Raw genomic sequence first — 12,301 nt, 5'->3', positions numbered from 1 at the left:
TATCCATAATGAATCAAAATAGATCCTTAAGTGATCTGGTGTCGCGCGCGCACTACGAACTGTTTACTGACCGTGATGTGGGAGCACTTGAGCGTTATTTCGCACCGAATTTCATTGAACATTCCCCGTTGGTCAAAGAGGGGCTTGCCGGGCTGCGTGAGTTGGTTCAGACACATCCTGAACTGCACCATGAAACACATCGTGTCCTACAGGACGGTGATTTGGTGGCTATCCACGGCCGTTTTATCGGATTAGACGATCAGCCGTTGGTCGGTTTCGATCTGTATCGGGTTGCCGATGGCTTAATCGTAGAGCATTGGGATGGCTTAGTGCCACAGTCCGCGCCTAATGCCAGCGGCCGAACGCAGTTAGATGGCCCGACTGAAATCGACCCTGGCCATGACAGAGAGAAGAACCGCGAACGGGTAGTTAACTTTTTCACCCGCACCCTGATTGAAGGGCACTATGATGAATTTGGCAACTACACCAATGGTGAAGCGTTTCGCCAACACAGCCCCGATATTGCCGATGGTACGACTGCGCTTATTGCGTTTCTTAAGCAACTCCGGGAGGAAGGGCGGGGTCTGCATTATGCCAAAATCCACCGTACCGTCGCTGACGGGCAGTTTGTCCTGAGCCATTCCGAGGGGAGTATTGCCGGGGCACGTCACAGCTACTTTGAGCTATGGCGCATCGAGAACGGCAAAGTGGCTGAGCTTTGGGATGCGATTACTCCAGTACCGGAAGATGCGCAAGCGCTGCATCGTCACGGCATTTTTTAGCGTTGTTTGCAGACAGGCTGAATCTTATGTCATGTCAGCCAGGAATTAGAGAATGACAGCATATTCCATCATCTATGCACCACTTGATCAGGCGACCCGAACCGAACAGGTTGTGGAACGTTTAAGTAACGCAATTATCTCCGGGATATTACAGACGGATGAGCAGTTACCTAACGAAAACGCGTTGTCACGGTTGTTAGGAGTGTCACCGGTCACTGTTCGCGATGCCTTGAATACGCTGCGTGCCAGACAGTTAATCGATACCCGGCGCGGACGTCATGGCGGAAGTTTTGTGTGCCAGGTTTCTGTTGAAACAATGCGGAAATATCACCCATTGCGGCTGATGGCTTCAGGCGAATTGGCGGATTTCAGCGAGTTTCACTGTGCCGTGATCGGCCACAGCGCAAGACTGGCGGCTCAACGTTCAACGCCGGGCGAACTGAGTAAACTTGGGCAACTGATTGACAGCTTTGCGGCTGCGACGCAACCGGATGCCCGCATACAGACAGATATGCGCTGTTTATTAACTCTGGCATCCCAGTCCCAGTCGGCGAGGCTTGCCAATCAGGAGCTGGAGATTCAGGCCGAATGGACCCCTTTGATCGTGCTTTTATACCGGGAGGATGCCATTCACCGCGAGGTTGCGGCCATCTGGCGTAGCCTCTTGGCTGCTCTGTATACAGGGGATGACCTAGCCTGTTACCAGTTAGCACAAAAGATGATTACTCAAATTACCGACCACCTGCTTGAATGCAAATTGCGTGTGGATACTGATACGTCATTCTTGCAGGGGTCTGATCACGAGTAATGCAGTTGTATTTATCTCAGGAGAGGGAGAGACATATGTACAACGATAGACACGCAGAACGAGCCAAACGCATTCTGGACGATATTCTGGTTACCGCGCAGCAGGTTACCGCGACTCTGGCGGATAAGACCGCGCGTCTTTTATCGGGGCTGCCGTTGTATCACGCAGAAGGCGTCCGTTTGGCACAGGAGCAACGCGGCGCATTACAAAAACATATCCACGATGTACTGCGTAACAACGCTTGGTGTAATGGGGCGGGATTTGCCAGCTATGCGGTAACAAAGACGGTTGGGGAGGAGGGCGGTTACTGGACGCTGGAGTGGTGGCGACAGGAAGGGAATACCATTCAATATGCGCAGCTAGAACACAATCAGGAACAGCGCAGGCGGCTGGATTTCCGGTTGTTTGAGTGGTTCCGGCAGCCCGCCCACCGCCATCTTCCCGTCATTGACGGTCCTTATGTGGATTATGTCTGCAACGGCGCTTACACGATTACGATAGCCCACCCGGTACTTATTGATGAAAAGTTTGCTGGTGTTGCGGCAGTGGATATGCTGGTTTCGACACTGGATCGGTTACTTCTGCCAACCTTGGGCGCTATCGGTAAGCCCGCATTGATTATTAATCATGATGCGCGAGTCGTAACTTCGACCGTGCCGGGAGTACGTTCAGGTTCGTTATTGAAAAGCCAAGGCGTTAACCGGTTGGCCGATGGCGAAGTGCCTTCATTGCGTCTGGTGATCCTGCCGTCATCACACACTGAATCACACAGGGTGTTTGGCTGTTGAAGCCCACTTAATTCAGATTGCTCAGGAGTTTTTACTTATGACTGAATCTATGTTAGCGAAAAGGCGCAGTGCAGCTATTGCAAAAGGCGTTGGGGTGACCACTCAAGTCTATGTTGAGCGTGCGGAAAATGCTGAAATCTGGGATGCTGAGGGGCAACGTTATATCGATTTTGCCGCCGGTATCGCTGTGGTGAATACCGGCCACCGCCACCCGCGCGTCATTGCCGCAGCCAGGGAGCAGTTGGAACAGTTTACCCATACCTGTCATCAAGTCGTGCCTTATGAAAATTATGTCGCGCTGGCCGAACGGCTGAACCGTCTGGTGCCGGGCCATTTTGTGAAAAAAACCGTCTTTGTCACCACCGGGGCTGAGGCTGTAGAAAATGCCGTCAAAATCGCGCGTGCGGCGACCGGGCGCAGCGGCGTAGTCGCTTTCAGCGGCGCTTTTCATGGCCGTACTTTCCTTGGAATGTCATTAACCGGCAAAGTCGCGCCGTACAAAATGGGATTCGGCCCGCTGGTCAGCGATGTTTATCATGTCCCATTCCCGGTAGAACTGCACGGTATCAGCGTGGAACAGACGTTGAACGCGCTGGAAAATCTCTTTAGAACCGATATTGAACCCACGCGCGTCGCGGCCATCATCATCGAACCGGTGCAGGGAGAAGGTGGTTTCTATCCTGCCCCTGCCGAGCTTCTTGAATCCCTGCGCGACATTGCCGATCGTTACGGCATTGTATTGATTGCCGATGAGATCCAGACCGGTTTCGCGCGCACGGGCAAACTGTTTGCCATGGAGCATCATCAGGTTGCGGCCGATCTGACCACGATGGCAAAAGGTCTGGCGGGAGGATTTCCGCTGGCGGCGGTAACGGGACGCGCAGAACTGATGGATGCGGTGGTGCCGGGGGGGCTGGGAGGTACTTATGGCGGTAATCCGGTGGCGATAGCGGCGAGTCATGCGGTGCTGGATGTGATCGAAGAAGATAAGCTGGCGGCGCGTGCGACGCAGTTAGGCGAGCGGCTAACACAATATCTGCATGAACTGCGGCCGCGTGTCCCACAGATCGCCGATGTGCGTGGGCTTGGGCTGATGATCGCGGTGGAGTTTAACCGTGCGAGCAGTCAGGAACCCGATGCTGACTTTACCAACGCGGTGCGCCAGAAAGCGCTGGAGCGTGGCCTGATCCTGTTGACGTGCGGTGTGCATAGTAACGTGATCCGTTTTCTGCCACCGCTGACAATACAAGATGATGTTTTTGACGAAGCGCTCAACATTCTGAAATCGGTACTGCTTGATCTGAACGGTAAAGAGGGAAAATAGTGGCAGGAAGCGCCTTACTGGCAGGCGGTAAAACCTCCCGGATCAGGAGTTAATTCCAAATAAGCGTGTCGGTAGGGAGGAAACTGCTGGATAACAATAGGATGTGATAATAATGTACCGGTATTTGAACGCATTAAAGAATTATACTTGCTTTCGTGGGAGAGCCCCACGTAAAGAGTTCTGGTATTTCGTTCTGTTTCAGATTCTGGCTGTTCTTATCATTTCTTTCCTGGAAAGGCGGTTTGCTGTTGCCAATCCTGAAGTTTATATGGGGTGGTTCAGCGCTATCTATCTGCTACTCACATTTTTGCCAGCGCTGGCGGTAAATGCCCGCCGTCTGCACGATATTAACTATAGCGCCTGGTGGCTACTGTTACATCTTATTCCGTTTGTCGGCACGGTTATCTTACTGATCCTCGCCGCCCTGAAAGGGCAGGCGGGCAGCAATAAATACGGTGCAGAAAACAGGATTTACTCACAAGGAAATACTTCGGACCAGGTTAACGGGTAATTTCCGGCCATACAGGAGTGCTGAAATGGCAATAAACAGAAGAGATTTTATCTCTACGACTGCCGCAACCCTTGCAGGAGCTGGCGTACTTTCATCTCTACTTCCCACCACCTCGTTGCTCGCCCGAACCTTAACTGCGGTCGATGCTTCGGCTGTCAATATTGATCAACTCCGGCCGAGGATGTTGCAGGATGCACAGTACAGAACCAGTCGGTTGGGGTTGGACCCGCGCATCTGGAATTGGCACAGGGACATGGCTGCCATCGCTATGCCAGCCAACTATTATGAGGCCTCCCTGGCTAATTGGCCGGCTTTTGGCAGCTTTCTCAGAGAGCAACGTTGTGAGGTTGTCGTCGTTGGTGGTGGTTTGCTGGGGGCTTCCACTGCGCTGCATCTTGCAGAAGCAGGCGTGGATGTGATTCTGGTTGAAAAAGATCACATTGGTTCAGGAGCCTCTGGCCGTAATGGCGGGCAGATGACCCCCGGTATTGCTCGTTGGGCAGCCGAAACGATACTGGAAAAATTTTCACCCGATGAGGCCAAACGTTTATGGCGTTTTGCCTCGGTTGAAGCGATGGATCTTGTGGATGAACTCCGGGAGCGTTACGGTTTTGAATGTGACCGCAAATATGGTCATATTACCGCAGCGATACATCCGGGTCATATGGGGCCATTGGTAGCGAATGCTGATGCGCGGCGCCGTCTGGGAGATACAGCGGTGAAGGTTATCGGGCCATACGAATTGCAGGAAGAGTATGTGCGTTCGGGGATCTATCATGGTGCTAATATCGATAACATTGGCGGACAGGTTCAGCCTTTGGCGCTGCTGCGAGGCCTGATTTATGGCTTTGCCAGACTGGGTGGGCGAGTCTATGACGGCACACAAGTGAAGGGCATCAGGCAGGATGCCGGTAGCGCGATCATAGAAACTGAGCAGGGAGTGATCAGGGCGAGTAAAGCCGTGGTACTGGGCGTGCATGGCGCGACCAAGAAATTTATCTCCGGCTCTTCCACGACCGTGCCTTTTTTCACTTATGTGGCAGTCACTCCGCCGTTGCCGGTGGATATCAACGCGCTGATCCCGTCAGGTCTGCCGGTCTACGATACCCAATTACAGATAGACTATTATCGTCCGGTGCGTGATAACCGTCTGCTGTTTGGTGGACAGGGCACCGGCAACTCTTGGTCACCGCGCGATGTGAACAACTATTTGCTGGATCGTATCAGAACCGTGTTCCCGCAACTGGAACAACCCGAATTGGAATATTCTTGGGGCGGGATCAGCGATTTGACCCTGAACGGTGCCACCGATGCCCGCAAAAGCGATGACAGTGTTCCTGTGTATATGGTGCATGGCTGGAGCGGTCATGGCGTGGCGCAGACGGTGCGCATTGGCAAGGCCATCAGTGACGATTTCACCGGACGCAATCACGACTTTACTATGCTTACCCGTATTGAGCACTCAAGTATTCCGCTGGGTTCCTATCTCTCCCCGATGGCGATCCCATTAATTAAAGGCGCTTTGGGCGTGATAAGCACGCTTAATCCGGCCGAGATGGTTTCGTTTTGAAATGGTTTCATTCTGAATTGTATTTTCTGTGATCAATATCGTGGTTCAAAGTGATTAAGTCAGGATACAGTCATTGTAATTTCGTTATTTAACATCGTTATTCAACCTAGAAAATAAGCAATATACGGTGAAATAAGCCCTCTCCCTACTAACCTCTGCGGACAAGCCCAATACAATATAGGCCCCAAAAAGCATAGGCCCCAAAAAACCTCAAACAGCATAACGCCTTGTTTGAGGTCATTCGTCGCTAAGTGCAGATGCCGCTGAACACGCTGTCTTGCGTATGATTGAAAACTTAACCGACACGTAAGGGGAAAAATATGACACTCCGCTACATCGCTATAGACTGGGGCTCCACCAATTTGCGTGCCTGGCTTTTCGACAATAATGCCTGTCTGGATAAACGTCAATCAGCAGCCGGTATTACCAAATTGAAGGGAATTTCACCGCTGGCGGTGTTAACGGAAATCACAACAGGCTGGCGTGACGCTAACACGCCGGTCATCATGGCGGGCATGATAGGCAGTAATGCCGGCTGGAAAATTGCGCCTTATTTGCCGTGTCCTGTGGCTTTTACAGCGATTGGTCAACAATTGATGCCGGTTACCGAACAGGTGTGGATTGTCCCCGGGCTGAGTATTGAACGCGAAGACAATATTAATGTCATGAGAGGTGAAGAAACTCAGCTTCTCGGTGTCTGCCACTTTGCTCCCTCCTCTTTGTATGTGATGCCGGGTACGCATTGCAAATGGGTGACGGCAGACCGCTCAAACATTTTGGATTTTCGTACCGTTATGACGGGGGAACTGCATCATGTTTTATTGCAGCACTCTCTGGTCGGGGCTGGGTTACCGGAACAGCAAACCAATACGGATATTTTTAACGCAGGGTTACTGCGTGGTATTGAAAACCCGGCATTGTTACCACAACTTTTTGAAGTCCGGGCTGCTCATGTCTTAAAAGCCTTGCCTGCCGAGTTTATCAGTGAATTTTTGTCTGGATTATTGATTGGTCATGAAGTTGCCACCATGACGAAACAGGTCGCCCGCGACACAAAAGCGTCTACTCATCCTATGACTATCGTAGGCAATTCTGCGTTGGCAGCGCGTTATCAGGCAGCCTTTAATCATCTCCAATTATCGACGCAGCAAGTTGAAGGTGATACTGCCTTTCTTGCAGGTATAAGGAGTATTGCCCATGCACTGGCAAACTAATCTTCCCCTTATTGCTATCTTGCGGGGGATCACGCCATCAGAGATCGCTCCTCATATTGAGGCCTTGCTTGAAGCGGGATTTGATACTATCGAAATTCCCCTGAATTCCCCTGATTGGGAAAACAGTATTCCTGCGATGGTTAAAACGTATGGTGACAGGGCGCTGATTGGCGCCGGCACGGTGCTGACACCAAAGCAGGTTGAACAACTTGCCCTGATGGGATGCAAACTGATCGTAACGCCCAATACCCACCCTGCCGTGATCCGCCGGGCTGTGGATTATGGTATGACCGTTTGTGCGGGTTGTGCGACGGCCACAGAAGCTTTTGCGGCACTCGATGCAGGGGCACAATCATTAAAAATCTTTCCTTCTGTCGCATTTGGCCCGGCTTATATCAAAGCCCTCAAAGCCGTTTTGCCCGCGGATATCCCTGTCTTTGCGGTGGGCGGTGTGACGCCCGAAAATTTGCCGGTTTGGTTAACCGCCGGTTGTTTAGGCGCGGGGTTGGGCAGTGATTTGTATCGCGCGGGGCAACCTGTCAGCCGCACTAGAGAAAAAGCCGCGGCATTTGTTAAGGCATACAGGGAGGCAATGCAATGAAAATCACCAAACTCACGACCTATCGTTTGCCGCCGCGTTGGATGTTTTTGAAAATTGAAACCGATGAAGGAATTGTTGGCTGGGGGGAACCCGTCATTGAAGGCAAAGTCCGCACCGTTGAAACGGCCGTTCATGAGTTAGGGGAAGCTCTTATTGGTCAGGATCCAGCCAGAATTAATGACTTGTGGCAGGTGATGTACCGAGGGGGATTCTATCGCGGCGGGCCGATCCTGATGAGCGCGATTGCCGGCATTGATCAGGCACTTTGGGATATCAAAGGTAAAGTTTTAAATGCGCCGGTCTGGCAATTACTGGGAGGCTTGGTGCGGGACAAAATCAAAGCCTACAGTTGGGTGGGAGGCGATCGGCCGGCAGCTATTATTGCCGGGATAGAAAGTTTGCGCAAAATGGGTTTTGATACTTTCAAGCTCAACGGTTGCGAGGAGCTGAGTCTTATAGACAATGCCCGGAAAGTGGATACCGCGGTCAGTATAGTGGCCGAGATCCGGGAAACGTTTGGCCATCAGATTGAATTCGGGCTTGATTTTCATGGGCGCGTGAGTGCACCGATGGCTAAGGTGTTAATACATGAACTTGAACCCTATCGGCCTCTTTTTATCGAGGAGCCTGTTTTGGCAGAACAAGCAGAATATTATCCTCGCCTTGCTGCTCAAACGCATATTCCGATTGCAGCGGGAGAACGGATGTTTTCCCGCTTTGAGTTTAAGCGCGTTCTGGAAACCGGCGGTGTGTCTATTCTGCAACCGGATCTCTCCCATGCCGGAGGGATTACTGAGTGCTACAAGATAGCAGCTATGGCTGAAGACTATGATATCGGGCTGGCACCGCACTGTCCGCTTGGGCCGATTGCACTGGCTGCTTGCCTGCATATCGATTTTGTTTCCCGCAATGCGATTTTTCAGGAACAGAGTATGGGGATCCATTATAACCAAGGTGCGGAACTCTTGGATTTTGTTAAAAATAAAAATGACTTCGATATGACGGGTGGCAACTTTTCTCCTCTGACAAAACCGGGATTAGGGGTTGAAATTGATGAAGAACACGTCATTCTCCGCAGCCAAAATGTCGCTGACTGGCGCAATCCGCTGTGGCGTCATGCAGATGGTTCTGTTGCCGAGTGGTAATCCACGGCACCCACTGGAGATTTCTGTTATGAGGACAAAACCTACACGCCGTCGTTACTTGACCTTAGCGATGATCTTCGTGACCGTCGTTATCTGCTATATCGATAGGGCAAACCTCGCCGTTGCATCCGCCCATATTCAGGAAGAATTTGCTATCAGTGAAGCCAAGATGGGATACATTTTCTCTGCTTTTGCCTGGCTCTACACCCTCTGTCAAATCCCCGGCGGTTGGTTTCTTGACCGTATTGGTTCCAGAGTGACTTATTTTATCGCCATCTTGGGTTGGTCAGTGGCAACCCTGTTGCAAGGGTTTGCAACCGGACTATTGTCACTGATTGGTTTGCGGGCAATAACAGGCATTTTTGAAACACCGACATTTCCGGCGAATAACCGGATTGTGACCAGTTGGTTTCCTGAACAAGAGCGTGCTTCGGCGGTAGGTTTCTATACATCTGGCCAGTTTGTGGGGTTGGCTTTCTTGACTCCGGCGCTCATTTGGATTGAGGAAATATTAAGCTGGCACTGGGTATTTATTATCACTGGCGGTATCGGAATGATCTGGTCATTTATTTGGATTAAGGTGTATCAGCCTCCACTTAAAAGTAAAGGGATCAACCAGCCAGAGCTTGATTACATCCGTAATGGGGGTGGTTTGGTGGATGGTGATGCAGCGGTAGAGAAGAAAGATCGAATATCCCTGACGAAAAAAGATTGGAAATTAATGTGTCATCGTAAATTACTGGGAGTTTATTTTGGTCAATTCTCAGTAGCGTCAACATTGTGGTTTTTCTTAACTTGGTTCCCGAACTATCTGATGCAGGAAAAAGGGATCACCGCCCTTAAGGCGGGGTTTATGACCACGGTTCCTTTTCTGGCTGCGTTTGCCGGGGTGCTCTTATCAGGCTGGGTTGCGGATAAATTGGTTAAGCAAGGTTACTCTCTGGGAGTGGCGCGCAAAACACCGATTATTTGTGGTTTACTTATTTCTATTTGTATCGTGGGCGCAAATTATACAAATAACCCCATGTTAATTATGCTGTTAATGGCACTGGCATTTTTTGGTAATGGTTTTGCCTCTATTACTTGGTCACTTGTGTCTTCTTTGGCACCCGTGCATTTAATCGGGCTTACGGGTGGAATATTCAATTTCGTTGGTGGGTTAGGCGGGATCACCGTCCCGCTGGTTGTTGGCTATTTAGCTCAGGGTTACGGTTTCGCACCTGCATTGGTTTATATCTCGGTTGTCGCACTGATTGGGGCACTTTCCTACATTTTTCTGGTAGGAGAAGTAAAACGTGTTAGTTAATGGCTTCTTATTATTTGTTGTGATTGATACCAACTTTTAATGTCTTTAATAATGGTTTCAGCATGATAGTTTCCGTCACTATCCTTGAAAAAATGATCTAATCCCTCATAAGTTTTAAAAGAAACCATTGGGTTATTAATTGCTGCTATCATTTTCCGCGCTCCGGCAGCATCAACATTATTATCACTTATGCACTGTATAACCAAGAGAGGTATCTGACTGGATTGGATCATTTTTTGGTTATCAATGGATAATGAATCGTACCACCAATTTGCACCATGTCCACTCACTGTCATCCCCGCAGGTAAACGCCTTTTTTTGGCTTCTTCCGCAAACACCTTGAAATTATTAATCTCTTTATTGGACGTTTCGGCGGGTGATTCACGCTGGATACTATGAATGACATCATCAATAAAGAAACGCCCCCCGCCATTTATTGAAATAGCCGCCGTAATAAAATCCGCTTTAGACGCTATCATATTGGTAACGACAGCGCCTTCACTGCCTCCCAAAAGGACAATATGATGATATTTATTTTTAAATTGATTTAAGACAGTGAGATAATCTTTAACCCGTTTTGATGGTGAATCATTCTGTATGTATGCCTCTGGGCATGCCGAATGTTCAACTTCAGTACCCTTTTTACCGATACTGCTATCAAGCCCTGACTTTTCTACCAGAAGAATATCATTCTCAGGAAAAACTGACCCAAAATTTTCTATCATTGATTGGTTGTTGATAACACTTTGACAATCAGACCCCTGAATTAAGACAAGCAGATCTTTGGACGGTGTATTACCTCGCGGTATCAAATAGTAAATAATATCTTTTCCGTCATTTTCCCGCAGGTGATGACGGGGGTATTCTGCTACCGCTTGCTGAGATATTGAGGTTAAAACAAATATGAGGTAAATAAGTATTTTTTTCATCATAATCCGACTATGCTAATTGATTAAATGCATAAGGTAGCCATCTTATGGCAGTATTTCAATGTAACGAAGTTAACTCAGTATTTAATCATTACCCTGAACGATGTCAAAAGTCGCTATTGACGATAAGAGCATTGATATTTGATGTCGCATCAAAAACCGAAGGCGTCGGTGCAATTACCGAAATGCTGAAATGGGGGCAACCCAGTTATCTTACTCTTGAAACAGGATCGGGAACAACAATCCGGCTGGATCGTTTTGGTGATTCGCATGTGGCAATCTTTTTTCACTGCCAGACTACATTAATTGACACGTTCAGAACACTTTTCCTTGAACTGGCTTATTCAAAAAATAGGGCAATAGTCTTGGATCCCAAAAACGATTTGCCCATAGACAAGTTAAGCATATGTATTGAAATGGCCCTCATTTATAAATTGATGAAAAAGGGATAAAGAATTCATTGGTAAAAAAGTGGCTTGATACTCATCCCTTTAAGCATACTGAGCCATGCAAGGAACGAGATCCCCATCAGGATGATAAATAATGATTGAGGCGGCAGCTCGGTAAGTACAACGCCACTTAGTATCGGGTTAAAAGCACCGCCCAGTAAGCCCAATGCCTGAGCCGAAAAATAGCTGGATTTCATTCCTTCCGGCGCGATATTGTCAATAAATATATATTCACCCGGCGAATAGATAAGTTCACCAAGTGTGAAAATAACGGCTGCAACTCCCCAAAGGTAAAGGTTTTTGTCTGCTACCATAAAGACAGCGAGTCCCATTAAGAAAAAGAAGCTGCCTAGTGTCATGAGTTTTCTCAGGTTTTCCGGACGAATGCGTTTACCTACCGCATATTGTAAGGTGACAACCACAGCAGCATTTACCGGCAATACAACACCGATAACCGCTTCAGCCAAGGCACTGTCAGCGACTGTCAGGACATATTGCGAGATCCAGATGCTAAAAGAGCCGAACACCAGTAAACCAAGAAACGTTGACAGAACAAACCAGATCAGTGCGCGATCACGCAACATGGCTGCCGGCTCCCACACTGTTGCTGATCTATCACTGTCTGCGGCAACGCTGACGCTTTGAACATAGCGCTGAATAAAAACAATGGGAACGGAAGCAGAAACTGCCGCCAACCAGAACGGAAGGTGGGTGCTGTACATTAAAAGCCATGTACCGATTGGCGGGCCGATAGTCCAACCTATATTAGATAGTGTCGTCATAAATTATTTTGTGTGATAATAAGATTCATATTCTATAAACAGAGTGAACTAACCATGAGCACACCCGCCTACCGTCGCCACGATATTTCCGA

The 12,301-nt window shown here is 49.1% G+C and carries 12 protein-coding genes and 1 pseudogene; 11 read left to right on the top strand and 2 right to left on the bottom strand.

The window, feature by feature from the left end; genetic code table 11:
- Positions 1-8 precede the first annotated feature (8 nt).
- From PSI15_RS07165 to PSI15_RS07120, 10 genes are all read left to right on the top strand, one after another.
- Entirely contained in the window at positions 9-782 is a 774-nt protein-coding gene (locus PSI15_RS07165) for a nuclear transport factor 2 family protein (protein WP_273582931.1), read from the top strand.
- A gap of 52 nt (positions 783-834) precedes the next feature.
- Positions 835-1,590, top strand: a complete 756-nt coding sequence (locus PSI15_RS07160; protein ID WP_045970466.1) for a FadR/GntR family transcriptional regulator — start codon at positions 835-837, stop codon at positions 1,588-1,590.
- A 35-nt stretch (positions 1,591-1,625) separates the two neighbouring features.
- On the top strand, positions 1,626-2,378 hold the full coding sequence (locus tag PSI15_RS07155) for a cache domain-containing protein (protein ID WP_273582930.1): 753 nt from the start codon (positions 1,626-1,628) through the stop codon (positions 2,376-2,378).
- A 37-nt stretch (positions 2,379-2,415) separates the two neighbouring features.
- Positions 2,416-3,702 (top strand): 4-aminobutyrate--2-oxoglutarate transaminase, encoded by a 1,287-nt coding sequence (locus PSI15_RS07150; RefSeq protein ID WP_273582929.1) that lies wholly within the window; start codon positions 2,416-2,418, stop codon positions 3,700-3,702.
- Between the two features lie 112 nt (positions 3,703-3,814).
- Positions 3,815-4,213, top strand: coding sequence for a DUF805 domain-containing protein (locus PSI15_RS07145; protein WP_273582928.1), 399 nt, complete (start codon positions 3,815-3,817; stop codon positions 4,211-4,213).
- Positions 4,214-4,238: 25 nt separating this feature from the next.
- Positions 4,239-5,783 (top strand): NAD(P)/FAD-dependent oxidoreductase, encoded by a 1,545-nt coding sequence (locus PSI15_RS07140; protein ID WP_273582927.1) that lies wholly within the window; start codon positions 4,239-4,241, stop codon positions 5,781-5,783.
- Positions 5,784-6,103: 320 nt separating this feature from the next.
- The gene (locus PSI15_RS07135) at positions 6,104-6,997 is read left to right on the top strand and encodes a 2-dehydro-3-deoxygalactonokinase (protein WP_273582926.1); all 894 of its coding nucleotides are present in this window, start codon (positions 6,104-6,106) and stop codon (positions 6,995-6,997) included.
- Complete coding sequence (locus tag PSI15_RS07130) at positions 6,981-7,598, top strand: 2-dehydro-3-deoxy-6-phosphogalactonate aldolase (protein ID WP_273582925.1); 618 nt, start codon at positions 6,981-6,983, stop codon at positions 7,596-7,598. Before PSI15_RS07135 ends, PSI15_RS07130 begins: the two co-directional genes overlap by 17 nt.
- Positions 7,595-8,743 carry a galactonate dehydratase gene (gene dgoD / locus PSI15_RS07125; protein ID WP_273582924.1) on the top strand — a complete coding sequence of 383 codons (1,149 nt, stop codon included), beginning with the start codon at positions 7,595-7,597 and terminating at the stop codon, positions 8,741-8,743. Before PSI15_RS07130 ends, dgoD begins: the two co-directional genes overlap by 4 nt.
- Entirely contained in the window at positions 8,715-10,049 is a 1,335-nt protein-coding gene (locus tag PSI15_RS07120) for an MFS transporter (RefSeq protein ID WP_443256078.1), read from the top strand. Before dgoD ends, PSI15_RS07120 begins: the two co-directional genes overlap by 29 nt.
- Here PSI15_RS07120 and PSI15_RS07115 read toward each other — a convergent pair.
- Positions 10,046-10,981 (bottom strand): acyl-CoA thioester hydrolase/BAAT C-terminal domain-containing protein, encoded by a 936-nt coding sequence (locus tag PSI15_RS07115; RefSeq protein WP_273582923.1) that lies wholly within the window; start codon positions 10,979-10,981, stop codon positions 10,046-10,048. The genes PSI15_RS07120 and PSI15_RS07115 overlap by 4 nt on opposite strands.
- Before the next feature lie 44 nt (positions 10,982-11,025).
- On the opposite strand from PSI15_RS07115, the gene PSI15_RS07110 reads away from it, so the two are divergent.
- Entirely contained in the window at positions 11,026-11,430 is a 405-nt protein-coding gene (locus PSI15_RS07110) for a DUF1801 domain-containing protein (RefSeq protein ID WP_273582922.1), read from the top strand.
- Positions 11,431-11,435: 5 nt separating this feature from the next.
- Here the strand turns inward: PSI15_RS07110 and PSI15_RS07105 are convergent.
- Positions 11,436-12,203: pseudogene (locus tag PSI15_RS07105) on the bottom strand (MFS transporter); the annotation flags it as partial.
- Positions 12,204-12,301 lie beyond the last annotated feature (98 nt).

It is taken from the genome of Xenorhabdus sp. PR6a (assembly GCF_028599065.1).
Lineage (GTDB): Bacteria > Pseudomonadota > Gammaproteobacteria > Enterobacterales > Enterobacteriaceae > Xenorhabdus > Xenorhabdus doucetiae.
Note: the sequence above shows the minus strand (reverse complement) of the source record. Positions and strands in the feature narration are given on the sequence as shown.